The sequence below is a fragment of the Planobispora longispora genome (assembly GCF_016863135.1).
In the GTDB taxonomy this organism is placed as follows: Bacteria; Actinomycetota; Actinomycetes; order Streptosporangiales; family Streptosporangiaceae; genus Planobispora; species Planobispora longispora.
In genome coordinates, this window is the sequence record NZ_BOOH01000036.1 from 153,104 (window position 1) to 177,618 (window position 24,515).

The following is a 24,515-nucleotide window of genomic DNA, read 5'->3' on the forward strand; positions in this document are numbered from 1 at the left end:
CCCCTGGAGAGATCTCCATGACGCATGTCTCCGTACGGCAGGGACTGCTGTACATCTCCCTCGCGGCCACCGCGTGGGGCACCGGCGGCGCCGCCGGGGCGCTGCTCGACCGGGCCGGCGGGGTCGGGCCCGTCGCGGTCTCGTTCTGGCGGTTCGCCGTCGGGGCGACGATGATCCTGCTGGTCACGCGGATCCTGGGCGTGGCGATTCCCCGGCATTCCGCGCTCGGTCGCGCCGTGGTCCTGGGCGTGGCGATGGCCGTCTGCCAGACGGCCTACTTCGCGGCGATCGCCGAGTCCGGGCTCGCCGTGGCCACTGTGGTCACCACCGGCGCGACTCCCGTCTTCGTCGCCGCCGGATCCGCCGTGCTCCTGCGGGAGCGGCCCGGGGCGGCCGGGCTGGGGTGTGTCGCCGCCGCCCTGGCCGGGCTGGCCCTGCTGGCCTCCGACGACGGCCCGGCGGGCTTCTCCCCGGCCGGCGCCGGGTGGGCGCTGCTCTCGGCGGCCGGTTACGCGGGCGTGACGCTGCTCAACCGGGCCCGGCCCGCCGAGCCGTACAGCACCGCGATGGGCGGCTTCGCGGTCGGCGCCGCCTGCCTGCTCCCCGTCGCCCTGGCCCACGGGATGCTGCCCTCGGGCGAGCAGCTCGCGTCCTGGGCGCTCATCGCCTACCTCGGCGCGATCCCGACGGCTCTCGCCTACGGGCTGTTCTTCGCCGGGCTCGCCGCGGTGCGGGCCATGACCGCCTCGGTGATCACGCTGGTGGAGCCGGTCGGGGCGGCGGCCCTCGGGGTGCTCCTGTTCGGCGAGCGGCTCAGCCCGCAGGCCGCGGGAGGCGCCGCGCTCCTGCTCGCCGCCGTCGTCCTGCTCGCCCTGGGCGAGAGGAAGGAGGCGCCGAACCCTGCCTGACCTGCGGCGGGACGGTCCGGGGCAACCGACGACAGAATCACATTCTGTTAACGAGATGTAAAACGCAACGTTTCGTTATTGATTAATGGTCCCGAATGCCCGATTCTCTGGATGCATGACGGACGAGCAGCGCCGGCGCCCCGGCCGGCCCCGGAGCGAGCAGGCTCACGACGCGGTCCTGGCCGCCGCGCGTGAGCTGCTCGCCGAGGTCGGGTACCCGCGGCTGACGATCGAGGGCGTGGCGGCCCGCGCCGGGGTCGGCAAGACCACCATCTACCGCTGGTGGTCCAGCAAGGCCGAGCTGGTCGCCGAGATCCTCTACCGGCCGATCCGCATCGAGGAGATCCCCGAGTCCGGGTCTCCGCGCGACGACCTCGCGGCCAACATCCGCATCCTCGTCGAGCCGTTCGCCGACCCCTGGTACGGGCCCGCCCTCACCGGGGCGCGCAACGACCTCAACACCGATCCCGAGGGCCAGAAAGCCTTCCAGGCGCAGATCCTGTCGGGCCGCCGGGACACCGGACGGGCGATCTTCCAGCGTCTCGTCGACGCCGGGGACCTGCCCGAGGACACCGACGTCGACTATCTGATCGACGTGATGTCCGGCCTGCTGGTCTACCGGGGCGTCATCTGGCGTCAGCCGATCACCGAGAACGACGTCCAGAAGCTGGTCGCCCTGCTCGTCGACGGCGACCCGCCCCGCCGTACCGCCTCCTGACCCCGTTCGCCGAGGACCACCCCGCCCCTCCGGCCCCCTTCCGCCCTCGCACAGCCACGGCCGCCGTCCCGCCGTACCCCTTCCGGCTGCCCGCTCTTCTCCCCTCCCCCTCCTCCCCCGCCCGGATTCGGAGCGCGCACGTGACCCAGCCCCTCAACCCACCCCCCGTGAAGGTGTCCGCCGTCGTCGGGCTCCTCGTCTTCGTCGAGATCACCAGCGGTCTGATCCAGGGCATGATGCTCCCGATCACCCCCGCCATCGGCAAGGCCTACGGCGTCTCCAACGCGGCCCTGCACTGGGTCAGCGTCGTCCAGCTGCTCTCCGCCGCGATCTGCGTGCCGATCTTCGCCCGTCTCGGCGACATGTACGGCCACCGCAAGCTGCTCCGGATCTCCCTGCTCTTCCTGCTGGCCGGCTCCGCCCTGGTCGCCTGGGCGCCCAGCTTCGAGCTGCTGCTGGCCGGCCGGGCGCTGATGGGCCCGATGTCGGCGCTGCTCCCGCTGGAGTTCGGCATCGTGCGCAGCCGCCTGGAGCCCGGGCGGGCGCGTTCCGCGATCGGCATGCTGGTCGGCTCGCTCACCCTCGGCACCTCGCTCGGCCTGATCGTCGGCGGTGTGGTGCACGCCGTACTGAAGGACGTCCACCACACGCTGACCGTCCCGGTCGTGATGACCGCCCTGTGCGTGGTGGTCGTGGCGTTCTGGGTGCCGGAGAGCGTCGAGCGGGCGGTCGCCTCGATCGACTGGGCGGGCGCCGCGGCGCTCAGCCTCGGCCTGGTCACGCTCCTGCTGGGGGTGAGCGGCGGGCCGGTCGCCCTGCTCGGGGCCGCCGCCGCGCTGCTGGCCCTGTGGGTCCGGATCGAGCTGCGCGCCGAGCACCCGCTGGTGGACGTGCGCAACCTCGTCCGCCCGCGTCTCGTCGGCCTCTATGCCGCCAGCTTCATGCTCGGCTTCTCCATGTTCGGCGCGCAGACCGCCTCCGCCACGTTCATGGCGAGCGTCCCGGAGAAGGTCGGGTACGGCTTCGGCTTCGACGCGCTCCCCCTGGCCCTGATGATGATCCCCAGTGGCCTGTTCGCGATGGCCGGGGCGTCGGCGATGGCCGGGATCGGCACCCGGGTCGGGCACGACGCCACGCTGCTGCTCGGGCTGGGCCTGACCGCGGCGGGCTACCTGCTCGTGACGGTCCTGCACGCGCACCCCGCGCAGTTCCTGGCCGCCACCGCGTTCATCTCCCTCGGCACCGGCGTCGCGCTGGCCTCCATCCCCGCGCTGATCGCCGAGCGCGCCCCGATCACCGACATCGCGATCTCCACCGGCATGTACAACACGTTCAAGACCCTCGGCGGCAGCGTCTCGGGCGCGGTCTTCGCCGGGGTGCTGTCCACGATGGTCATCGGGGGCACCGCCAGCCCGACCGAGGGCGGCTACGTGACCGTCTGGCTGATCTGCGCCGCCGCCTCCGTCCTCGCCGTCCTGTTCCTGCTGGCCGTCGCCCGCCGCGCCTCCGCCGCCGGTCCCGCCGCCGGCTCCGTCCCCGCCTTCGCTTCCGCTCCCGGTAAGGAGTCCTGAAATGTCCACCCCGTCTCCCGAGAAGCCCCTGTCCGCCGAGAAGGCGGCGGCCCGGGCACGGATCTCCGCCGCCGGCGACGAGCTGGTGGCGTTGAGCCGGAGCATCCACGCCGAGCCGGAGCTGGCCTTCGCCGAGCACCGGTCGGCGGAGAAGGTCGCCGTCGCCATGGAGAGGGCCGGGTTCGACGTCACGCGCGGCGTCTGCGACCTGCCGACCGCGCTGAGCGCCACGTACGGCGGCGGTGACCTGGTCGTCGCGCTGTGCGCCGAGTACGACGCGCTCCCGGAGATCGGCCACGCCTGCGGGCACAACGTGATCGCCGCCTCCAGCGTGGGCGCGGCCCTGGCCCTGGCCTCGGTCGCCGACGAGCTGGGCATCACCGTGAAGCTGCTGGGCACCCCGGCCGAGGAGAGCGGCGGCGGCAAGCAGCTCATGCTGGACCGGGGCGCGTTCGACGACGTGGCGGTGGCGATGATGGCCCACCCCGCCCCGGTGGACCTGCACATGCCGGGCGGCCTGTCCACCAAGGCCAGCGGCCACTTCGAGATCGTCTACACGGGCCTCGAGGCGCACGCCTCCGCCGCCCCGCACACCGGGATCAACGCCCTGGACGCGGTGACCGTCGCCCAGACGGCCCTCGGCCTGCTCCGCCAGCACATGGTCCCCGGCGGCCAGTTCCACGGGATCGTCCAGGAGGGCGGGCTGCGGCCGAACATCGTGCCCGCGCGCACGAAGCTGGCCTATTACCTGCGGGCCGACACCCTGGCCGACATGCACCGGCTGGAGGCGCGGGTGCGCGACTGCTTCGCGGCGGGCGCGCTGGCCACCGGCGCGACCATGGAGATGACGCGGACCAGCCCCGACTACGCCGAGATGCGCAACGATCCGTGGCTGGCCGACGTCTACACCGCCAACCTCGCCGTCACCGGCCGCGAGGCGTTCCCGGTGCCGCCGGAGTTCCGCGGCGGCTCGACGGACATGGGCAACGTCTCCCACGCCCTGCCGGGCATCCACCCGGTCATCGGCATCGACCCGGCCGGGTTCAGCATGCCGCACACCCCCGCCTTCGCCGCGGCGGCGGCCACCCCGGAGGCCGACAAGGGCGTGATCGACGCGGCCGCGGCGCTGGCGTGGACCGCGATCGACCTCGCCCTCGACGACGCCCGGCGAGCGGGGGTGCTGGAGGCGCTGGCCGTACGGCGAGCGGATTAGTCGCGGGTCGGGCAGACGCAGAACAGGTGTCCCTCGGGGTCGGCGAGCACGGTCCAGTGCTCGCCGCCGGGCTGGAAGTCCGGCTTGCTCGCCCCGAGCTCCAGGTAGTCCTTGACGGCCTGCTCCACGTCCGGGACCCGCACGTCCAGGTGGAACTGCTTGTCCGGGCCGGGCCAGGCGGCGGGCTTGCGCTCGGTGTTCTTCTGGAAGTAGATGGTCACGGCGCCGTCGCCGATGCCGGCGTAGTCGTCCTCGACGTGCTGGACTTCGTAGCCGAACACGGTCGCGTAGAACTCCGCGAGCCGCCCGGGCTCGGCGCAGTCGATGTTGACGGCGAGAAACTTCGCTGTGGTGGTCATGCGACCGATGCTTCCGCCTATACCTGTCATCTGATGGCAGGTACGGACGGGAAGCTCCTCACGTGGCGGGCGCGCTCTCGCCCTCCCCCGCGGAGACCGGGACGGGCTCGCCGCCGGCCGGCGGCTCGTCCGCGGCGGGCAGGGCGACGACGAAGCGGGTACCGCCGGTGTGATCGGTGTCGAGCCAGATCCTGCCGTGGTGATATTCGACGATCTTCCGGCAGATCGCGAGGCCGATCCCCGTGCCCGGGTAGGCGTCCCTGGTGTGCAGCCGCTGGAAGATGATGAAGATCTTTTCGGCGAACCGGGCGTCGATGCCGATGCCGTTGTCGGCCACCGAGACGCACCACTCCGGCCCCTCGCGCCACGCCTCGATCCTGATCACCGGCGCGCGGTCGGGGTGGCGGAACTTCACGGCGTTGCCGATGAGGTTCTGCCAGAGCATCACGAACTGGGACCGGTCACCGCTGATCACCGGCAGGTCGCCGACCTCGACCTCGGCCCCGGCGTCCTCGATCGCGGCCGAGAGGTTCCGCAGGGCCGCCGCGACCACGTCGCCGAGGCCGAACGTCACGGGGTCTCTGGTGATCCGGCCCACCCGGGAGAAGGTGAGCAGCTCGTTGATGAGCTCCTGCATGCGCTTGGCGCCGTCCACCGCGAACGCGATGTACTGCCGGGCCCGGTCGTCGAGCTGGTCGGCGTAGCGCTGCTCCAGCATCTGGGTGAAGCTGGCGACCTTGCGCAGCGGCTCCTGCAGGTCGTGGCTGGCCACGTAGGCGAACTGCTCGAGCTCGGTGTTGGAGCGCTTCAGCTCCTCGGCCCGTTCGGCCAGCAGCCGCTGGGAGCGGCGGGTCTCCTCCAGCTCGGCGACGATCCTCCCGCGCATCGCCTCCATGTCGCGGGCCAGCTCGGCGAGGTCGGCCGGGCCTCCGGTGTCCACGTGGTGGGAGAAGTCCCCGCCGGTGACCCGGCGGGAGGCGGCGGACAGGCGGTCCAGCGGGCGGAACACCACCAGCCGGAGCAGCACCGCCATCGCGACGACGGCGAGCAGGAGGGCTCCGATGATGACGATGAAGACCGTGTCCCGCGTCACCCTGGCGGCGGTGAGGTCGGCGCGGGCCGCCTCCCGCTGCCGGCTCCAGGCGGCGTTGTAGGCGTCCAGCGCGCCGCGGACGGCGTCGAAGGACTCCTTGCTCTCCTCGGTCCGCGCCTGGGTGACCATGTCCGGCCCCTCGGTGCGGGTGAGCACGATCATCGGCTCCGCGTGCCGGCCCCGCCACTCCGCGGCGAGCCGCTCCAGCTCCTCCAGCTCACGCAGCCGCCGCCCCGGGTTGAGCTGCCGGATGCGGGCCGCCGCCTGCAGCTGGGCCACCTGGCCCTCGAGGTACGGCTCCAGGAACTCTTCCTTGCCGGTGAGGACGAACCCCCGGACGCCGCTCTCCTGGTCGAGCAGGGAGCTCTCCAGGCGCTCCCCCTCCACGCGGGCCGGGGAGATGCGGTCGACCAGGCGGTTGGAGACCTCGGCGGTGTGCTGCAACGCCACGGCCCCGGCCACGGCGGACAGGCACAGCAGGACGGCCATGGCCGCGAGCAGGAGGGCGAACCACGACTGGGCGCTCCAGCGGCCCGCGCGGGAACTCGCCGGAGGTCTGGCGAGCTTCTCGTCAGCGGGCATCGAACTCCGATCCGGCGGCGCGGTCCACAGGGCGTGGGTCCGGGCGGGAGGCCCGTCCGCGCCTGAGGAAAGATACCCGAAAGCACGTTCTGTGCGACATGGCCGGACCATCCGGACTATCCGGTCCGGTCGGCCCCGGGAGCCGGCGGCCCCGGGACCAGCTTCCCAGGCCCCGGCGGTTCCCGGGACCGTTTTCCCCGGATCGGACCTTCCACGACCGACAGTGGTTCTATAGCCGGTTAACCGGACACGCCCCTTTCAGTGAAAGACGGCCCTTCTGGTGGAACAGGCCGGATCTAGTCGAACAGGTCCGGGTCGGAGGCGGCGATCTGGTCGTACAGGGGCTGGAAGTTGACCCAGCCGACGAAGTCGTTGCCGATCTGCCCGTGGGTGAGCTTGGCGTTCTCGTGCTCGATCGGGACGGTGGGGCCGGCGGCCTTGGCCAGCAGCTGGGCCTGGCAGCTGCGCTCCATGGTGATGAACCACCAGGCGGCGGCGTCGACGCTGTCGCCCACGGTGAGCAGGCCGTGGTTGCGCAGGATGACGGCCTTGTGCGAGCCGAGCGCCTGGGCGATGCGCCGGCCCTCCTCGGTCTCCAGGACGACGCCGGTGTAGTCGTCGAACAGGCCGTGGTCCTCGTAGAACGCGCAGGCGTCCTGGGTCAGCGGCTCCAGCGTCGTGCCCAGGGACGACAGCGCCTTGCCGTACACCGAGTGCGAGTGGGCGGCGGCGACCGCGTCGGGGCGGGCCTGGTGGACCATCGCGTGGATGGCGAAGGCGGCCTGGTTGACGTGGTAGCGGCCCTCGACGACCTGGCCCTCGTGGTTGACCAGGATCAGGTCGCTGACCTTGATCTGCTTGAAGGACATCCCGAACGGGTTCACCCAGAAGTGGTCGGTGTGCTCGGGGTCGCGGGCGGTGATGTGACCGGCCACGCCCTCCTCGAAGCCGAACCGGCCGAACAGCCGCAGGGCGGCGGTCAGGCGCTCCTTGCGGTGCCGCCGCTCCTCCTCCACGGTCGCGAACGTCGGCGGCATCCGGAAGGTGAGCTGGTCGGCGGGGACGGGCTGCAGATCGGACAGGCTCATGCGCGCTCCAGTACGGAAGGGTCGAGGTCGGCGGGCGTGCGGAAGCCCGCAAGCCCGAGGGTCAGGTCGAGGTCGGCCAGGATGCTCCGGAGCACGTGGCGCACGCCGTCCTCGCCGCCGTTCGCCAGGCCCCACATGTACGGCCTGCCGAGGAGCACGGCCCGCGCGCCCAGGGCGAGGGCCTTGACGACGTCGGACCCGGTGCGCACGCCGGAGTCGAACAGCACGGTCAGCCGGTCGCCGACGGCCTCCGCGATCGGCGCGAGCGCGTCGAGGGAGGCGAGCGCGCCGTCCACCTGGCGGCCGCCGTGATTGGAGACGACGACGCCGTCCATGCCCGCGTCGGCGGCGCGGCGGGCGTCGTCCACGTGCTGGACGCCCTTCAAGACGATCGGCCCGTCCCAGTTGTCGCGCAGCAGCGGCAGCTGGTCCCAGGTGTGCGCGCGGCCGTTGAACATCGGCACCCACTGCATGATCGCCGCGTCCGGGTCCTCCTCCACCGGCCGGGCCAGCCGCGAGCGGAACACCGGGTCGGACAGCGGGATCGCCAGCCCCGTCCCGCGCAGGAACGGCAGGTAGGCGCGGTCGAGGTCGTTGGGACGCCAGGCCAGGGTCCAGGTGTCGAGCGTGACCACCAGGGTGTCGTAGCCGTTCTTGCGGGCGCGCTCCAGCAGGCTGAGGGTGACCTCGTCGTCGTGCGGCCAGTACAGCTGGTACCACCGGGGGCCGTCCGCCTCGGCGACCTCCTCCAGCGTGTGGGAGGAGGCGGTGCTGAGCACCATGGGGACGCCGAGGGAGGCGGCGGCGCGGGCGGTGGCCAGCTCACCGTGCGGGTGCACAATCGACTGCACGCCGACCGGGGCGAGGGCGACCGGAGCCGGATACGTCCTGCCGAACAGCTCGGTGCTCAGGTCGCGGACCGAGACCTCGCGCAGCATCCGCGGCACGATCCGCCACCGGTCGAACGCCTCGCGGTTGGCCCGGTCGGTCGCGCCGGTCCCGGCCGAGCCGGCGACGTACCAGTAGGCCCCGGGATCGAGCCGCTCCCGGGCGGCCCGTTCGAGATCGTCCACGCCGGCGGGGTACGGCGGACGCTGGCCGGCCAGGCCGTTGAGGTAGATCTCGTACTGGTAATCGGAGAAGGCCACGGGTCCAGAGTGGCCCTCGCGACCTGGCCTGTCCACGGCCCGCCGACGCGAATCACATTCGGTTCCGTTGTGCGACGGCACAAACGGCACGGTGACGCCCCCGGTCCTGTGCCACACCCGGAACGGTGACGCGACCGGCCCGGTGTCACACCCGGAACGGTGGCGTACTCGGCGCGGTCATGCCCTCGGCCCGATGACACAATCGGCTCCGTGGCACACCCCGACTTCGCGGCGCTCAGCCGCCGCCTGCTCGGCCGGGTGGACGAGCTGGCCGGGGAGCTGGCCCGGCGGATCCGCGCGGCCGAGGCGGACCTGGCCGTCGTCCCGCCGGAGGACCTGACCGCCGTGTGCGTCCGGCACCTGCGCGGGATCTACGCCTACCTGGCCGGCGAGAGCCCGATGGAGCTGGAGACGGTCCGGGACAACGCCCGCCGCCGCGCGCTGCAGGGCGTGCCGCTGGCCGCGCTGCTGCACAGCTACCGGGTCGGCACCCTGTTCATCTGGGAGACCTTCGTCACGGCGGCCGACGAGCGGGTGCAGGCGGTGCTGCTGGAGAGCGTCAGCGAGCTCTGGCTCGGGCTGGAGGACTACTCCGAGGCGGTGCGCAGCACCTACCACGAGGTCGAGGCCGAGCGCGAGCTGCGCGTCCGCCGCGACCGCGACCTGCTCTTCGACGCGCTCCTGGGCGCCGACCACGCCCGCATCCTGGAGAGCGCGGACGCCCTGGGCCTGCCCCAGCAGGGCCGCTTCCACGTCCTGGCGGCCGAGACGGCGGCGGAACCGCGGCTGCCCGGCCACGCCGTCTGGCGTGAACTGCCCGGCGAGCGCCTCGCCGTCGTCTCCGTGCCCGTCCCGCGAACCATCGCACCCGCCGCACGCCCAGCCTCCACCGCACCCGCCGCACGCCCGGCCTCCACCGCACCCGCCGTGCGCCCGGCCTCCACCGCACCCGCCGTGCGCCCGGCCTCCACCGCACCCGCCGCGGCACGCCCCGCCGTACCTCCACCGGGTGGCCCGTCCCCCGCCGCTCCCCCGCCGGACGCGCTCCTGGCCGACCCGCCGCCCGGCCGGTTCGGGATCAGCCCGCCGTACACGCAGATCTCGCAGACCGCCTCCGCGCTGCGCCTGGCCCGGCTCGCGCTGGCCGCCGTCCCGCCCGGCGAGGACGGGGTCTGCCGGTACGGCGACCGCCCGGTCGCCACCCTGGTCGCCAGCAGCCCGGAGACGGCCGGCGACCTGGCCCGGCGGCTCCTCGCCCGGGTTCTGGAGCTGCCCGGCGAGGATCGGGCCACGCTGCTCGGCACCGCGCGGGCGTGGTTCGCGGCGGGCGGTTCGACGGCGCGCACGGCCGAGGCGCTGTTCTGCCACCGCAACACCGTGCGCTACCGGCTGACCCGCCTGGAGTCGCTGACCGGCCGCCGCTTCGAGGACCCCCGCGAGGCCGCCGAGCTGTTCGTCGCCCTGGAGACCCTGCGCGTCCTGCCCTGACCGGCGGCACTCCGCTGCGAGCGTGATCCATTTCGGCCGGTACGGTGAACAGACGGCGGGAACACCGCGGGAACACCGTGGGAACGCAGTCCCGCGAACGGGCGTTGGAGGGAACGTGGCCTCGATAAAGCAGCTCTTCAGGCGGTTCCTGGAACGTCCCGGCTCCATCGACCTCGCTCCCCACGAGCGGGTCGTGGCGGCGTCCCGGGCCCACGAGGAGCGCCTGAAGGACCTCGCGGAGCTGCCCGCCCCCTCGATGGACGACCTGGCGGAGTTCTGCGCGATCGCGCGCGAGGCCGCCGACCGCGCCCTCGGGCTGCGCCCGTACGACGTGCAGCTGGTCGGCACGCTCGCCATGCTGTCCGGCAACGTCGCCGAGATGGCCACCGGCGAGGGCAAGACCCTGTCCGGGGCCATCGCCGCCGCCGGATACGCCCTGCGGGGCCGGCGGGTCCACGTGATCTCCGTCAACGACTACCTCGCCCGCCGCGACGCCGAGTGGATGGAGCCGCTCTACACCGCGCTGGGCGTCTCGGTCGGCTGGATCGGCCAGACCTCCACCCCGGAGGAGCGCCGCGCGGCCTACGAGCGGGACGTGACCTACGGCTCGGTCAGCGAGATCGGCTTCGACGTGCTGCGCGACCGGCTCCGCACCGACGTCGCCGACATCGTCGTGCCCGAGCCGGAGGTCGCGCTGGTGGACGAGGCCGACTCGGTGCTGGTGGACGAGGCCCGGGTGCCGCTGGTGCTGGCCGGGGCGACCGACCCGGGCGACGCGGTGCCCGAGATGGCGGCGCTGGTCCGGCAGCTGGTCCAGGGGTACCACTACGAGACCGACGACCAGCGGCGCAACGTCCATCTCACCTCCAAGGGCATCGACACCGTCGAGCGGGCGCTGGACGTCGAGCTCTACGACGAGCCGGCGACCCTGGCCGAGGTGAGCCTGGCCCTGCACGCCCACGCCCTGCTCACCAAGGACGTCGACTACATCGTCCGGGACGGCAAGGTGCACCTGATCAACCCGTCCCGGGGCCGGGTGGCGCTGCTGCAGCGCTGGCCGGACGGCCTGCAGGCGGCGGTCGAGGCCAAGGAGGCGCTGCCCGCCTCGGAGACCGGCGAGATCCTCGACTCGATCACGGTCCAGGGGCTGATCACCCGCTATCCCGAGCGGTGCGGCATGACCGGCACGGCCGTGGCCGTCGGCGACGAGCTCCGCGAGTTCTACGACCTGCAGGTGGCGGCCGTCCCGCCGAACCGGCCGATCGTCCGCCAGGACGCGCCGGACCGGCTGTTCGAGTTCGCCATGGACCGGGACCTGGCCCTGGTCGAGGAGATCGTCGAGGCGCACTCCACCGGCCGGCCGATCCTGGTCGGCACCCTCGACGTGGCCGAGTCCGAGCGGCTCGCCATGAACCTGTCCGGCCGGGGCCTGGAGTGCGTCGTGCTCAACGCCAAGAACGACGCAGAGGAGGCGTCGATCATCGCCGCGGCCGGGGAGCGCGGGGCGATCACCGTCTCCACCCAGATGGCCGGGCGCGGCACCGACATCCGGCTCGGCGACGGGGTGGACGACCTCGGCGGGCTGTACGTCATCGGCTCCGGCCGGCACACCAGCAGCCGCCTGGACGACCAGCTCCGCGGGCGCGCCGGACGGCAGGGCGACCCCGGCGGCTCGGTCTTCTTCGTCAGCGGCGAGGACGATCTGATCACCCACTACGTCTCCGACGAGTACACCTCGGGGGTCCCCTCCCAGCGGCTCGTCGGGCACGCCCAGCGCGTCGCCGAGGGCGTCAACACCCAGATCCACCGCAACACCTGGCGCTACACCCGTCTGCTGGAGCGCCAGCGGGACCAGGTCCTCGAGCGCCGCGGCCGGGTGCTGCGCGGGCGGACCGCCGGGGACGCCATGGCGGAGGCGCTCCCCGAGCGGTGGGCCGAGGTGGTCGAGGCGGCGGGCGAGGACGCCGCGCACGCCTCCGCCCGGCAGGTCGTGCTCTTCCACCTCGACCGCTGCTGGTCGGAGCACCTGGCCCACCTGGCCGAGGTGCGCGAGGGCATCCACCTGCGCGTGCTGGGCCGCGCCAGCCCGATCGACGAGTTCCACAAGGAGGCCGTCACGGCCTACCAGCGCCTGCTCGCCGAGATCGAGTCCCGCTCGCTCGCCACCTTCGAGACCGCCCCGGTCACCGCCGACGGCCTCGACCTGGAGGAGGAGGGGCTCAAGCGCCCCACCGCCACCTGGACCTACCTCGTCCAGGACAACCCCTTCGGCAGCGAGTGGGAGCGCATCGCCGGCCGCCTCGCCTCCAAGATCCGCCGCCGCTGACCGCGCGGGCCCGGTGGGACGGGGCTCGTCTGAGGGCCCCGGCGGATAATCGTTCGCCGTCGTCCCAGGTGAGCGGGGAGACTTGCGGGGTGGATCGGGTACGGGGCCGTACGGCCGGCGCGGTGGTGACCGCGGGAGACGAATGCCTGGGGACCTTCGGCCCCTTCGCGCTGGACATCCCCTGGTGGGCGGAGGTCGAGTCGGTCGTGGCGCACCTGACGGCGGCCCTCGGCGTGCCGGTCATGGTGCTGCGCCTGATCGGCGTCGAGGGCGGCGAGGGCGGCCGGGACGGGCACGCGACCTACCACGTCGAGGCGTTCGAGCGGCCGCGCGGCGGGCTTCTCGGCCCGCCCCCGGCCGACGCCGGGGAGTTGTTCCGTCCCGCTCCGCGGCGGTCCGGCTGGGCGACGGCCGCCGGGCTGCGGGAGGCGCTGGAGTGGGCGCGGGCGGCGCTCGGCGCGGCGGGCCGGCCGGTGACCGGGACCGTACGGCAGCTCAAGACCTGGAACCTGGCGGGGCTGTTCCGCATTCCCGCCTCCGGCGGGCCGGTGTGGCTGAAGACGACCCCGGAGTTCGCCACGCCGGAGGCGAGCGCGATCGGCCTGGTCGCGAGCGTGGACCCGGGGATCGTGCCCGGCGTCGTGGCGGCGGAGCCGGGACGGGGCTGGACGCTTCTGGAGCACGTGCCGGGAGAGGACTGCTGGGACGCCTCCCCGGAGGTGATCCGGGCGGTGATCGGCCGCTGGGTCGCGGCGCAGGCGGCACTCGCCGGACGTCTCGACACGGCACGGGCGGCATCGGCCGGACCGGCGGACGGGGCGCGGACGGCATCGGCCGGTCACCCGGGCGGAGTCCCGGACGGGCTGCTCGACCGGCGGCTCCCGGTCCTGGCCGGGCGGGTGCGCGAGCTGCTGGACGGCGAGGCGGCGGCCGAGCTGACCGGGGACGAGCTCTCGGCGGCGTGGCGGCTGGCCGGCTCCCTGCCCGCGCTGATCTCCGCGATCGAGGAGTGCGGCCTGCCGGACACGGTCGTGCACGCCGACTTCCACTCCGGCAACTGGCGCTCCGACGGGCTCCGCTCGGCCGTCGTCGACTTCGCCGACAGCCACATCGGGCACCCCGTGCTGGACGGCCTGCGCGTGCGGGACTTCCGGCCGGGACCCCACCGGGCGGAGAGGGAGCGCGCGTGGGTCTCGGCCTGGTCGGCGCGCGTGCCGGGCTCCGATCCGGCCAGGGCGCTGGCGCTGGCCGAGCCGCTGGCCCATCTGATGTACGCCGTGCGCTACCAGGAGTTCCTCGACGGCATCGAGACCAGTGAGCGGATCTACCACGAGGGCGACCCGGCAGCCGAGATCCGCGCGGCACTGGAGTCCGCTCACCTCTCCTGACGGGATCACACATCATCATCTTCGTTACATAAGCGGTAATGGTTGCGTCGATCACCGTTGGTTATGGTGGGTTTTGTGACCACCACGAGCGCGAACCGGCCGGTCGGCGAACTGCTGCGCCAGTGGCGGGAACGGCGCCGGATGAGCCAGCTGGACCTCTCCATCCAGGCCAACATCTCCACCCGTCACCTGAGCTTCGTGGAGACGGGCCGGTCCAAACCGAGCCGGAGCATGATCCTCCATCTCGCCGAGGAGCTCGACCTGCCCCTGCGCGAGCGCAACCGCCTCCTGCTCGCCGGCGGGTTCGCACCGGTCTACGCCGAGACCCCGCTGAACTCCCCGGAGATGATCTCGGTCCGGGAGGCGCTGGGCCAGGTGCTGAGCGGGCACCAGCCGTACCCCGCCGTGGTCGTCGACCAGCGCTGGAACCTCGTGGACCGCAACTCCGCCACCGGGCTGCTGCTCCGCGGCGTCGCGCCCGAGCTGCTCGAGCCCCCGGTCAACGTGCTCCGGCTGAGCCTGCACCCGCGGGGCATGGCCCACCGCATCCTCAATCTGGGCGAGTGGCGGGCGCACCTGCTCCACCGGCTCCGCCGCCAGATCAGCCTGACCGCCGATCCCGACCTGACCGAGCTCTGGCGGGAGCTCGACGACTACCCCTGCGACCAGCCGGAGCCCGAGATCAGCCCGGGACCGGGGCAGATCGTGATCCCGCTCCGGCTCCGCCGCGGCTACCGCGAGCTGGTCTTCTTCAGCACGATGACCACCTTCGGCCATCCCATGGACATCACCGTGGCCGAACTCGCCATCGAGGCGTACTTCCCCGCCAACCCCGAGACGGCCGCCTACCTGCAGCACCAGCACCACCCCGACTGAGAGCCCGCCGGACCTCCGCCGCTCCCGCCGCGCCGGGCCCTCCTCCCCGCCGCCCCTGCTCCCTTCCGGGCCCTCCTCCCCGCCGCCCCTGCTCCCTTCCGGGCCCTCCTCCCCGCCGGAGTCCGGTCCCGGCCGTCACGGCACGGACGGCATCAGCACCGTGGTGAAGATCCTCCTGACCCGCCCCTCTCCGGGACCGTGGTCCGCCCGCGCCTGGACCACCCGGCGGAGGTCGGCCGCGAACTCGGCCAGTTCCTCGTCGGAGAGCCACAGCGCGGCGTGGCGGTATCCGACGCCGTCCCGGCGCAGATCGATGTCCTCCCGCTCGGTGTAGCGGTCGAAGTCGGCCAGCAGCCCCGCCACGAACCCCATGAACGCCCGCCGGTGATCCTCCGGTGACATCGCGAGCAGGTCCTCCTCCGCGACCTGGGCCGCGGACAGGCGCAGCGCATAGGTGCGCTCCACCGCGCCGCGCACCCGCTGCTCGTCCACCACCTCCAGAACCCCGGCGTCCGTCAGGGTGGCGACGTGCCGGTAGAGCGTGGCGGTGGAGACATCGGACAGCTCGGCGGCGAGGGCCGCGGTGGTCATGCGGCGGTCGCCCAGCAGCGCCTGGACGATGCGCAGCCGTACCGGATGGAGCAGGAGATCAGCCGTCGTCTTCATGGGTCAACAATCTCACATTTGACATCAATCTCAAAGATGAGAATACTCATGACCGGACACAGAGGAAAGGAAGCACGATGGCGACGATGACGATGACCGGCGGCGAGCTGGTGCTGGCGCTCAGCCAGGGCGAGAAGGTGGCGGGCCTGCACGGTGACATCCGCATGCCGCGCGCCGCGGTCCGCGAAGTCGCCGTCGTGGAGAACGCGGTGGCCGACGCCCGCGGCCTGCGCTCCCCCGGCCTGGCCCTGCCGGGACGGACCAAGATCGGGACCTGGCGGAGCCCGGGCCGCCGGACCTTCGTGGTCGCCCGCCGGGACGTGCCCGCCGTACGGGTGACCCTGAGCGGGGCCGGCTACGACGAACTGCTGGTCAGCGACGAGAACGCGCCGGAGCTCGCCGGGCGCATCCGCGAGTGGGCCGGCCTGCCCGCACCGGTCGCCGAGGAGCGCGTCACCTTCCGCTCCGGGGACCTGGTCCTCGGCGGCACGCTGGCCCTGCCCGCCGGACCGGGGCCGCACCCGGTGGCGGTGATCATGACGGGCTCGGGACCGCTGGACCGCGACGCCGACCACAAGCGCATGCCCCTCGGGGTCAGCCGCGACCTCGCGCACGCCCTGGCCCGCGCCGGCGTGGCCTCCTTCCGCTACGACAAGCGCGGCGTCGGGGAGTCACAGGGCGACTTCCTCGCCGCGGGACTGAGCGACAACATCGACGACGCCCGGGCCGCGCTGGCCTGGGTCCGGGGCCGTACGGAGATCGACCCGGCGGCGGTGTTCGTCGCGGGCCACAGCGAGGGAGCCGTCATCGCCACCGCCGTCGGCGCGGCGGAGCAGGACGGCCTGGCCGGGCTCGTGCTGCTGTCCGGCATGGCGAAGACGGGCGAGGAGACCTTGCGGTGGCAGGCCCGGCAGATCGCCGGGGATCTCCCCGCGCCGATCCGGGTGATCCTGGGCCTGCTCCGCACCGACCTGTTCAAGAAGCAGGACGAGGCCATCGCCGCCTACAAGGCCGGCACCACCGATGTCATCCGGGTCCAGGGACGCAAGACGAACGCCCGCTGGCACCGCGAGTTCATCGCCTTCGACCCCGCGCCGCTCCTGGCCGGGCTGCGCGTCCCGATCCTGGCCGTCACCGGCGCGAAGGACGTCCAGGTCGACCCCGCCGACCTCGATGTCGTCGCCGCCACGGCGGGCGGCGACGACGTCACGACCGTCCGGATGCCCGACCTGACCCACCTGCTCCGCCGCGAGGCGGGCCCCGGCGGCCTGAGCACCTACAAGCACCAGATCCGCAAGCCCACCGACCCCGAGGTCCTCACCCTGGTGGCGGACTGGATCACCGAGCGCCTCCCGGGCCGCCCGGCCTGACCCCGCCGCCGGAAGCCCCGTGATCAGTCCCAGCGCTGGGCGTTGTCGTCGTCGAGCTTGCCCGGGGCGTCCGGGATGACGCAGAACAGCAGCCCCGCCGGGTCCCGCATGATCCACCAGCGCTCGTTGGCCTTCTGCACCCGCTCGGCGCCCAGCCGCTCCAGCCGCTCGACCTCCGCCTCCAGGTCGTCGGTGTGGATGTCGACGTGGACCCGGCTCTCCCCCTCCCCCAGCCGCTGGATCATCAACGCGAACTCCTGCCCGTGCAGCAGGGCGCCGTGGTACTCAGGGAAGTGCTCGTTCGCCTTCAACGCCGGGCCGATCGCCCCCTGCCAGAACGCCACCTCCCGGTCGTGATCAGATTCAGGAACGTCGATGACGACCGTGTAGAGCCTGCTGTAGTGGGCCATGTCCATTACCTCCGTCAATGGGCCCGTACCCCGGCATCGCCGCGAGGACCCGTAATCACCGACACGTCGGCCCCATGATCTGGGACTCCCGCGCACGACGCATCCCCCGCCCGGCGGGTTTCCCCCCTCGGGCGGGTACGCCGCCGGGACGAGCCCCGGATCACCGGGCGATCCGCTTGCGGTGGATGACGACATCATCCCCACGGCCCGGATAGGCCATGATCAGCAGCCGCTGCGCGCCCGACGGGAGCCAGGCGTGGTGCACGCGGATCCGGTAGTCGCCGCTCCTGCCCCTCAGGGCGAGGTCGGGCAGCGTGGAGCCGCCCATCGGATCACTGAGGACGATCTCTCCGCCCGGGCTGCGGTAGCCGACCTCGACGACGTGGTGCCAGCCCCTGGTCTCGACGGGCGGGCGGCGCGTGTAGGTCTCGGTCGTGACACAGGCCACGGCATCGGCGTGGACGTCGATCACCAGTCGGCCGGGGACGGCGGCCACCAGCCCGTTCCTCTCCAGAAGCTCGTACGGACGCCCCTCGAGGGGGTCGCTGCCGGCGGTCTCCTCGTACGCCTCCAGAGTCCCGTTCTCCGGCCACACGGGTTCCTTGACCACCGTCACCGAATCCGGCCTGATCCGGGGACGGTGGCGGAGCGCCGCATCGCACATGCGCTGCCGTTCCTCCTCCCATTCCCGCATCTCGCGCTCGTCGGCGTCGCTCCCCGCCTTGGCCACCGCGGCGGCGGACGGGCAGATCTCGTCGATCGTGTAAGTGAGGTCCCTCACGTCCACGTCGCCGGCCGAACGGACTCGGGCGATCTCCGCCGGGTCGTCGCGGGTGTAGACGCCGCACAATCTGCGGCCGTACGCCACCAGCGCGAGGTCGGGTGCATCCCGCGCGCCGGGCAGAGCTGTGGATTCCCGCACCTCACAGACGAAGGCCGGCTCGGGACCGAGCGGCGCAGCCGCGACGTCCTCCCCGTACGGCCCGCTCGCGGAGCGCAGCCGCTCGCATTCCTCCTTCGAGGTGAACGGGCCGCGCGACTGGTCGGCCGCCGGGAGGAGGCAGAGCGGCAGGATCGACACCGTGACCGCCAGGGCCGCCGTCCGGTACGGCGAACGCCGGGCCGGGCTCCAGCCGTAGCGGAACAGCAGAATGAGCGCGGAGACGGCGAAGGCGGCGCTGTGCCAGAGCGGCGAGATGCCGAGAAAGCCCGAACCGCCGCCCGCCTCGGAGGCGAACACCCAGTCGGGGTACATCTCCGGGCCGCCGTAGCCGAGGGAGATGTTCCTGACGACCGGTCCACCGCTGCCGATGGCGTACTCCGGGTCGGGCGGGGTGGTGAGCGCGGTGACGACCCCGACCACGGCTGCCAGAAGCAGTGTGCACACCGTCACCCACGCCAGGCGCCGCGTCCTCCGTACCACCACGACCAGGGCCAGGAGGGCGAGACCGCCGATCCCGACGAGGAAGTCGGCGTAGAGCCAGAGCTGAGCCGGCGACTCCGAGAGATGCTCGCCGACGACTCCCCGCGGGCCGATCCAGAAGGGAACACCGCGGTCGAGGCCGACGAGCGCGGGCAGCAGCGGCAACACGGCTGCGATGACCGGCAGCGGCCACCAGCCGAGCGGCGCCCTGACCGGGGCCGGCCGCCTCCGGCCCGGTACGGCTCCCACGTCCGGCCCGGCGAGGTCGTGGGCGGATCGGGCCAGCCATACCGGGGTGAAGATGTGGGAAACGGCCCAGATGCTGATGACCAACGCGGGATAGGAGTCCTCACCCGGGGAATGGAAGCCGAGGAGCAGCGACGGGATGAGGAGCGGCATCGCCAGGCTCGCGACCCCGGCCCACACCGTGGTCCTGCCCCACCGGCCGTCCCTCGCCTGCGCCACGATGAGCAGCACCGTCCACAACGTCCAGGACGTCCCGTCCAGCAGCGCGTGCCCGAACATCTCCCCGGCGGCGTCGAGCCCGAGGGCGCCCGTCACCTGCGCGCCGATGGAAGCGATCATGACGAATGTCCCGGCCGCGAGCACGGTGAACCTCAGTGGCCGGGACACACCGGTCAGCACCCGGTGGAACAGCAGCACGAGAGCCAGCTCCAGCAGGCTCCAGCAAACGTTCACCCACCATGCGTCGGGGTAGTCGAGGAACCGGTAGAAGAGCAGGTGGAGGACCAGGTTCGCGTAGAGCGCCCAGCGCAACCAGCGGACGGCCCCGCGCGGACGGGCGCGGTCTCCGGCCACCCGCCCGCGAAGAATCTGCCAGAGGGCCCAGCCCTGCGCCCCTCCGGCCAGCACCGGGAGTAGAACGGACCAGCCCGTCGGGTCCTCCCGTGGTCCCGACCGGTAGTCGGAGAACAGCAGCCGCCAGAGGAATCGGTCATCGTCTGTCAGTGCGATGACGGCTGCCACGAGGACGGTGAGCATGTAACCGATCGCGACGAACGCGGCGGGCCGTCCGAAACGGTACCGGCGGCCGGAGCGGAAGGAGGGCACGTGGACTTTCCCGGGAAACAAAAGGAATTTGCCGAACAAATCGCCCAACCCTAGCGAGCCGCTCCGACAAAGTCGATCATCCGGATCGAGCGCCCGACGGCCGGACGCCACAGCACTCCTGACGGCCGAGCGCCACACGCACCCTGACGGCCGGATGCCATACCGCATCCCGGCGCGGGCGCGCAACACTCCGTGCCCGCTTCTCTTCCCCGGGACCCGATTCCGAGCCGTGACCACGCTCCCATGCGGCGACGGAAGCGCCTGGTCGCGACTGGATTCCGTCCCCGGACGAAACATCTGTCTCCGGGTGATCCAGAAATTTCATCCATACCGGTAGTAACAGACGTCGTCGATAACCGCCATGGGCTCCTTTACCGTGCTGCACCGACCCCCCGGACAAGGAGACCTCAATGACGTTCGCCCCGCGGCGGCCGGCTGCCCTCGTCGCCTCCGCCCTCGTGGCCTTCCTGGTCCTGGCTGCTCAGCCCGCGACGGCCGAGCCGGACACCCCCCCACCCGCGACGGTCAAACCGAGCACGTCCCCATCCGCGACGGCCGGGCCGGACGCGTCCCTGCCCGCGGCCTTCGACCAGGCCGCGACCCGATACGGCGTCCCCCGTGACCTGCTCGCCGCCCTCGCCTACGCCGAGACCCACCTCGACGACCACGGCGGCGAGCCCAGCGCGATGGGCGGCTACGGCATGATGCACCTGGTCAGCAACCCCACCACGCGCGCCCTGGAGAAGGCCGCCGAGCTCACCGGGCTGCCGGTGGAGAAGCTGCGCGCCGACACGGGGGCCAACATCCTCGGCGGCGCGGCGGTCCTGCGCGCCCACGCCGACGGGCTGGGCCTCGACGAAGCCGCCAGGAAGGACATGGGCCGCTGGTACCAGGCCGTGGCGAAGTACGGCAACGCCTCGTCCCCCGAGACCGCCCGCCTCTACGCCGACGCCGTCTACGAGCTGCTCGGCACCGGGTTCGCCGCCGGCGGCGTGACGGTCGCCCCGCAGGTGGTCACCGCGGACCGGGGCCCCTACGCCGAGGTCCCCGACCTCGGCGCGATGGCCGCGCCCGGTGCCGAATACCCGCCCGCGTCCTGGGTGGCGGCGAGGTCGAGCAACTACACCGTCGCCGACCGCCCGTCGAGCCGGAAGATCGACCGGGTGGTCGTCCACGTCACCCAGGGGTCGTACGCGGGCGCCATCTCCTGGTTCCAGAACCCCGGCGCCAAGGTCTCGGCGCACTACGTGATCAAGTCGTCGAACGGCGCCGTCACCCAGATGGTGCGGCACAAGGACATCGCCTGGCACGCGGGCAACCGGGACTACAACCACCGGTCCATCGGCATCGAGCACGAGGGCTACGTCAACAACGCCTCGTGGTTCACCGACGCGATGTACCGCTCCTCCGCCGCGCTGACCCGCCACCTCTGCGACAAGTACGGCATCCCGAAGGACCGCAAGCACATCATCGCCCACAAGGAGGTGCCGGGGGCCACGCACACCGACCCGGGCCCGCACTGGAACTGGACCACGTACATGAAGTACGTCACCGGCGGGAGCGCGACGAAGCCGTGGTCGACCACCACGGACAACACCACCGCCGGCCGGTTCACCGCCGGCGCGAACTGGCGTGTCTCCACCTATTCCAACCAGCGCCTGGGACCCGACTACCGGTTCGCCGCCCGGGCCTCCGCCGCCGATCCCGCCTGGTACAGGATGAAGGTCCCCGGCACCGGCAGGTACCGGGTCGAGGTCCGCTACCCGGCGCACCCGGGATACAGCAGCTCGGCGCCGTACATCGTGGTGGCCTCCGGCGGCAACAAGACGGTCTACGTCGACCAGCGCTCGGGCGGCGGGGCCTGGCGCGGCCTCGGGACGTTCACGCTCAAGGCCGGGACCTACGACGTCGTGGGCGTCAGCCGGCAGACCTCGGGCATCGGCTACATCATCGCGGACGCCGTCCGCATCAGCCGCCCGTGACGTCCGTACGGCGTCAGGGGGACAGCGCGGCGAGCAGCCGCCTGACCTGCTCCGAACGGGAGCGGTCGATCTGCCGGGCCAGCTCCACCGTCTCGGGGTTCCCGCCGGTCTTCACCTCGGCGCGGGCCATGTCCAGGGCGTTGTGCTGGTGACCGATCAGCACGTTGAGGAAGGCGGTGTCGAAGGCGGCGCCGTTCAGCGCCGCCAGTTCGGCGACCACTTCGGGACCGGTGACGTGCAGGCCGCCGTGGGCGTCGTGGGCGTGCGCCCCGGTCTCCAGCGGCTGCTTCCAGGCCGTCAGCCGGTCGGTCATGACCTGGACCTGGTCGCTCTGGCCCGCCACGATCTCCGCCGCCAGCGTCCGCACCTCCTCGCGCGAGGAGCGGGTGGCGGCCAGCATGGCCAGCTCCACGCCCCGGCGGTCGTGCGGGATCATCATCTGCAGGAACATCACGTCGTCGGCGGTGAAGCCCCCGGCCGCGACGTCCGTTCCCGCCCCGCCGTGCGTCACCCGCACCGTGCCGCCGGTCGTGCCGCCGGTCCCGTGGGCCCCGTGACCGGTGCCGTAGTACGCGGCGGCCGGGGTCCCGCAGGCGGAGACCGCCAGCGCGGTCAGGGCGAGGGCGACGGTGAGGGCGGAGCGTTTCATGGGGGTCGATTCCCTCGATCGGGGCGTGTCCTGCGGTGGGGGCGTGTCCTGCGGTGGGGGCGTGTCCTGCGGTGGGGACGGGCCGGCCCGGAGTGCGGGCCGGCCCGGGCGGCGGATCAGCCCACGCGCTTCCAGAGGGCGGGGACCTTCGGCGGCGCCCAGTCACCGTAGGCGGTGTGCGACTGGAGGCAGCGGTACTTGACGCCCCCGTAGGTCACCACGTTGCCGATGACGTACTTCCCGCCACGCTTCCACGTGCCGGCGGGGGTCGTGGGGTGGGTCGTGGGGACCGAGGTGGGCTTCGGGACCGAGGTGGGGCTCGGGAGCGGGGTCGCGGTCTTGGTGGGGGTGGGCGCCGGGGTGGTGGGCTTCTGGGTGGGGGTGGGGGTGGGGGCCGGGGCGCCGCCGCCGGTTCCGCCGACCTGCAGGTCGATGCAGGAGTAGAAGGCGGCGGCGGTGTCGGCGATGTTCCAGACGGCCAGGACCTTCTGCTTGCCGCTGTAGCCGGCGAGGCTCACGTTGTGGGTGACCGTCGCGCCGGGCTGCTTGCCGTTGTCGTTGAAGGACGCGATCAGCTTGTTGCCGATGTAGTACTCCCACGTGCTGGTCGAGTGCCGGGCGGTCAGCACCCAGTTGAAGTTGACGCTGGTGCCGACGGCCGTGGTCGGCCAGGCCTTGCTGTCGTCGTTCAGCTCGGCGAAACGGGCGACGCCGCCGTGGCAGTTGCGCTGGCCCTTGGCGCCCTCCACGCTCTGCGGCTCGTACTTGACGGCACCGCAGGCGACCTTGCCCTGGGCGCAGAACGCCTGACGGCTCGGCGGTGACGACACGTAGCCGTGGGCCATCGCCGGGGAGGCGGCGACGATCGTGGCGCCGAAGGCGAACGAGGCGACCGCGGCGAGCGTGAGAGTCCTTCTCATGTACCGTTCCCTACCGTTGATTCATCAAATACAGAGCGGATTAACAAATTCAAAGAATGGCCGTCCGGCCCGTTCCCGCGAATTCAGCGAAAACGCACGGCGCCGTGACGGCGGCTTCCCGGAGTCGTGGACCGCGGCATGGGCGACCACCGGCAGATGTCGTGCCGACGCGGCCTGACCTCGCCGTCGGCACAGACGGCCTGCGCGTTCTGGGGCGCGGCGAGGCTGCGGGGGGTGCTCACGGTGGGCGACTCCTTCGTGCCGTGTGAAGTTAATTTTTTCTATCACGCACGAACAGGAATAAAGCTTATAGGCAGCTTAAGGACCGTTTAGGATCACCATAACGAAGATCGATTGGGGGTGGGCATACCACAATCAACCCGATCGTCAGGTCTTTTCCCGCGCCCTTCACGTTCTCGCCGGCGCCCTCTCCCGGGCGGGTCCGGCGGGGGATGACACAATCCACTCGTGGAGACAAGAGATCATGTGACCGCGTTAGACGACTCCGGGGTCCGGCTGGCCGAGGCCGCGGCACAGGCGGGGCTCGACGCCCCGGTGCCGACGTGTCCCGGCTGGACGGTGCAGGACCTGCTCGACCACACCGGAGGGGTGCACCGCTGGGCCACGGCGTACGTCGCCACCGGGAAGACGGAACCGTTCACGGACGAGGAGAAGGCGGAGTTCTTCTCCGCCCCGGCCGGCGAAACGCTGATCGACTGGTTCCGCGACGGCCACGCCGCGCTGGTCCGCACCCTTCGGGAGGCCGACCCCGCCCTGGAGTGCTGGGCCTTTCTCCGGGCGCCCTCCCCTCTGGCGTTCTGGGCCCGGCGGCAGGCGCACGAGACCACGATCCACCGGGTGGACGCCGAGTCCGCCGCCGGGAAGATCACCCCGATCGATCCCGTCCTGGCCGCCGACGGCGTCGACGAGCTCTTCGACGGCTTCTTCGCCAGGCCGCGGGGGCGGCTGGTCGCCGACCCGCCGGTCAGCCTGGCCGTCCGTGCCACCGACCAGCCGGCCGCCTGGACGATCCGGGTGGAGCCGGAGGGGCGGACCATCGCCCCCGGAGTGCGGGACGACGCCGACTGCGTGGTGTCCGGCCCCGCGACCGGGCTGTACCTCCTGCTGTGGAACCGGGTGGACGCCGACGGGCTCGACGTCCACGGCGACCGGGACGTGCTCGCCCTGTGGCGGGAGAAGGCCCGGGTCGTCTGGGGCTGAACCCGGGCTCCCAGGCCGGCCGTCCCGTACGGCACCGCGGTGGCC

At 72.5% G+C, this 24,515-nt stretch carries 20 protein-coding genes; 11 read left to right on the forward strand and 9 right to left on the reverse strand.

Translation table 11 applies throughout. From position 1 onward, the window contains the following. The first annotated feature begins 17 nt into the window (after positions 1–17). The 4 genes from Plo01_RS21950 to Plo01_RS21965 all read left to right on the forward strand — a co-directional run bounded on the left by Plo01_RS21950 (position 18) and on the right by Plo01_RS21965 (position 4,410). On the forward strand, positions 18–908 hold the full coding sequence (locus Plo01_RS21950) for a DMT family transporter (RefSeq protein WP_203892529.1): 891 nt from the start codon (positions 18–20) through the stop codon (positions 906–908). Positions 909–1,023: 115 nt separating this feature from the next. Next, entirely contained in the window at positions 1,024–1,626 is a 603-nt protein-coding gene (locus tag Plo01_RS21955) for a TetR/AcrR family transcriptional regulator (protein ID WP_203892530.1), read from the forward strand. Between the two features lie 167 nt (positions 1,627–1,793). Next, complete coding sequence (locus Plo01_RS21960; protein ID WP_203892531.1) at positions 1,794–3,197, forward strand: MFS transporter; 1,404 nt, start codon at positions 1,794–1,796, stop codon at positions 3,195–3,197. 1 nt (position 3,198) lies between these two features. Further along, positions 3,199–4,410: an amidohydrolase gene (locus Plo01_RS21965; protein ID WP_203892532.1), complete on the forward strand. Its 1,212-nt coding sequence runs from the start codon at positions 3,199–3,201 to the stop codon at positions 4,408–4,410. On the opposite strand, the gene Plo01_RS21970 is transcribed toward Plo01_RS21965, so the two are convergent. The 4 genes from Plo01_RS21970 to Plo01_RS21985 all read right to left on the reverse strand — a co-directional run bounded on the left by Plo01_RS21970 (position 4,407) and on the right by Plo01_RS21985 (position 8,680). Next, positions 4,407–4,769: a VOC family protein gene (locus Plo01_RS21970; RefSeq protein ID WP_203892533.1), complete on the reverse strand. Its 363-nt coding sequence runs from the start codon at positions 4,767–4,769 to the stop codon at positions 4,407–4,409. The two genes, Plo01_RS21965 and Plo01_RS21970, sit on opposite strands and share 4 nt — an antisense overlap. 58 nt (positions 4,770–4,827) lie before the next feature. Further along, a complete protein-coding gene (locus tag Plo01_RS21975; RefSeq protein ID WP_203892534.1) occupies positions 4,828–6,444 on the reverse strand; it encodes a sensor histidine kinase in 1,617 nt (538 codons plus the stop codon). 296 nt (positions 6,445–6,740) lie between these two features. Continuing rightward, positions 6,741–7,532 carry a class II aldolase/adducin family protein gene (locus Plo01_RS21980; RefSeq protein WP_203892535.1) on the reverse strand — a complete coding sequence of 264 codons (792 nt, stop codon included), beginning with the start codon at positions 7,530–7,532 and terminating at the stop codon, positions 6,741–6,743. Then, a complete protein-coding gene (locus Plo01_RS21985; protein ID WP_203892536.1) occupies positions 7,529–8,680 on the reverse strand; it encodes a lactate 2-monooxygenase in 1,152 nt (383 codons plus the stop codon). The genes Plo01_RS21980 and Plo01_RS21985 overlap by 4 nt, the downstream gene beginning before the upstream one ends. A 210-nt stretch (positions 8,681–8,890) precedes the next feature. Here Plo01_RS21985 and Plo01_RS21990 point away from each other — a divergent pair, with 210 nt between their 5' ends. The 4 genes from Plo01_RS21990 (at position 8,891) to Plo01_RS22005 (ending at position 14,758) form a co-directional block, all read left to right on the forward strand. Beyond that, complete coding sequence (locus tag Plo01_RS21990; protein ID WP_203892537.1) at positions 8,891–10,168, forward strand: PucR family transcriptional regulator; 1,278 nt, start codon at positions 8,891–8,893, stop codon at positions 10,166–10,168. 115 nt (positions 10,169–10,283) lie between these two features. After that, positions 10,284–12,494: an accessory Sec system translocase SecA2 gene (secA2, locus tag Plo01_RS21995; RefSeq protein WP_373871705.1), complete on the forward strand. Its 2,211-nt coding sequence runs from the start codon at positions 10,284–10,286 to the stop codon at positions 12,492–12,494. Positions 12,495–12,583: 89 nt separating this feature from the next. Beyond that, the gene (locus Plo01_RS22000) at positions 12,584–13,882 is read left to right on the forward strand and encodes a phosphotransferase family protein (RefSeq protein ID WP_203892538.1); all 1,299 of its coding nucleotides are present in this window, start codon (positions 12,584–12,586) and stop codon (positions 13,880–13,882) included. Between the two features lie 75 nt (positions 13,883–13,957). Continuing rightward, positions 13,958–14,758 (forward strand): helix-turn-helix domain-containing protein, encoded by an 801-nt coding sequence (locus Plo01_RS22005; protein ID WP_444980767.1) that lies wholly within the window; start codon positions 13,958–13,960, stop codon positions 14,756–14,758. A gap of 135 nt (positions 14,759–14,893) precedes the next feature. On the opposite strand, the gene Plo01_RS22010 is transcribed toward Plo01_RS22005, so the two are convergent. Continuing rightward, positions 14,894–15,424 (reverse strand): helix-turn-helix domain-containing protein, encoded by a 531-nt coding sequence (locus tag Plo01_RS22010; protein WP_203892540.1) that lies wholly within the window; start codon positions 15,422–15,424, stop codon positions 14,894–14,896. 77 nt (positions 15,425–15,501) lie between these two features. Between Plo01_RS22010 and Plo01_RS22015 the strand changes: the two genes are divergently transcribed. Continuing rightward, positions 15,502–16,794, forward strand: coding sequence for an alpha/beta hydrolase family protein (locus Plo01_RS22015; RefSeq protein WP_203892541.1), 1,293 nt, complete (start codon positions 15,502–15,504; stop codon positions 16,792–16,794). Positions 16,795–16,817: 23 nt separating this feature from the next. Here the strand turns inward: Plo01_RS22015 and Plo01_RS22020 are convergent, their stop codons facing one another. Beyond that, positions 16,818–17,204, reverse strand: coding sequence for a VOC family protein (locus Plo01_RS22020; RefSeq protein ID WP_203892542.1), 387 nt, complete (start codon positions 17,202–17,204; stop codon positions 16,818–16,820). A 160-nt stretch (positions 17,205–17,364) separates the two neighbouring features. Beyond that, a complete protein-coding gene (locus Plo01_RS22025; protein ID WP_203892543.1) occupies positions 17,365–19,698 on the reverse strand; it encodes a hypothetical protein in 2,334 nt (777 codons plus the stop codon). A gap of 410 nt (positions 19,699–20,108) precedes the next feature. Between Plo01_RS22025 and Plo01_RS22030 the strand changes: the two genes are divergently transcribed. After that, positions 20,109–21,680: a golvesin C-terminal-like domain-containing protein gene (locus Plo01_RS22030; RefSeq protein WP_203892544.1), complete on the forward strand. Its 1,572-nt coding sequence runs from the start codon at positions 20,109–20,111 to the stop codon at positions 21,678–21,680. A gap of 13 nt (positions 21,681–21,693) precedes the next feature. On the opposite strand, the gene Plo01_RS22035 is transcribed toward Plo01_RS22030, so the two are convergent. Next, the gene (locus Plo01_RS22035) at positions 21,694–22,329 is read right to left on the reverse strand and encodes a DUF305 domain-containing protein (protein WP_203892545.1); all 636 of its coding nucleotides are present in this window, start codon (positions 22,327–22,329) and stop codon (positions 21,694–21,696) included. A gap of 116 nt (positions 22,330–22,445) precedes the next feature. Continuing rightward, the gene (locus Plo01_RS22040; RefSeq protein WP_203892546.1) at positions 22,446–23,249 is read right to left on the reverse strand and encodes a lytic polysaccharide monooxygenase; all 804 of its coding nucleotides are present in this window, start codon (positions 23,247–23,249) and stop codon (positions 22,446–22,448) included. 486 nt (positions 23,250–23,735) lie between these two features. On the opposite strand from Plo01_RS22040, the gene Plo01_RS22045 reads away from it, so the two are divergent. After that, the gene (locus tag Plo01_RS22045; protein WP_203892547.1) at positions 23,736–24,470 is read left to right on the forward strand and encodes a maleylpyruvate isomerase family mycothiol-dependent enzyme; all 735 of its coding nucleotides are present in this window, start codon (positions 23,736–23,738) and stop codon (positions 24,468–24,470) included. Positions 24,471–24,515: the final 45 nt, after the last annotated feature.

Bases quoted from the DNA above. Each gene is read 5' to 3' on its own strand.
- Plo01_RS21950 (WP_203892529.1), top strand. From the start codon at position 18: ATGACGCATGTCTCCGTACGGCAGGGACTGCTGTACATCTCCCTCGCG.
- Plo01_RS21955 (WP_203892530.1), top strand. From the start codon at position 1,024: ATGACGGACGAGCAGCGCCGGCGCCCCGGCCGGCCCCGGAGCGAGCAG.
- Plo01_RS21965 (WP_203892532.1), top strand. From the start codon at position 3,199: ATGTCCACCCCGTCTCCCGAGAAGCCCCTGTCCGCCGAGAAGGCGGCG.
- Plo01_RS21970 (WP_203892533.1), bottom strand. From the start codon at position 4,769: ATGACCACCACAGCGAAGTTTCTCGCCGTCAACATCGACTGCGCCGAG.
- Plo01_RS21975 (WP_203892534.1), bottom strand. From the start codon at position 6,444: ATGCCCGCTGACGAGAAGCTCGCCAGACCTCCGGCGAGTTCCCGCGCG.
- Plo01_RS21980 (WP_203892535.1), bottom strand. From the start codon at position 7,532: ATGAGCCTGTCCGATCTGCAGCCCGTCCCCGCCGACCAGCTCACCTTC.
- Plo01_RS22010 (WP_203892540.1), bottom strand. From the start codon at position 15,424: ATGAAGACGACGGCTGATCTCCTGCTCCATCCGGTACGGCTGCGCATC.
- Plo01_RS22015 (WP_203892541.1), top strand. From the start codon at position 15,502: ATGGCGACGATGACGATGACCGGCGGCGAGCTGGTGCTGGCGCTCAGC.
- Plo01_RS22020 (WP_203892542.1), bottom strand. From the start codon at position 17,204: ATGGCCCACTACAGCAGGCTCTACACGGTCGTCATCGACGTTCCTGAA.
- Plo01_RS22030 (WP_203892544.1), top strand. From the start codon at position 20,109: ATGACGTTCGCCCCGCGGCGGCCGGCTGCCCTCGTCGCCTCCGCCCTC.
- Plo01_RS22035 (WP_203892545.1), bottom strand. From the start codon at position 22,329: ATGAAACGCTCCGCCCTCACCGTCGCCCTCGCCCTGACCGCGCTGGCG.
- Plo01_RS22040 (WP_203892546.1), bottom strand. From the start codon at position 23,249: ATGAGAAGGACTCTCACGCTCGCCGCGGTCGCCTCGTTCGCCTTCGGC.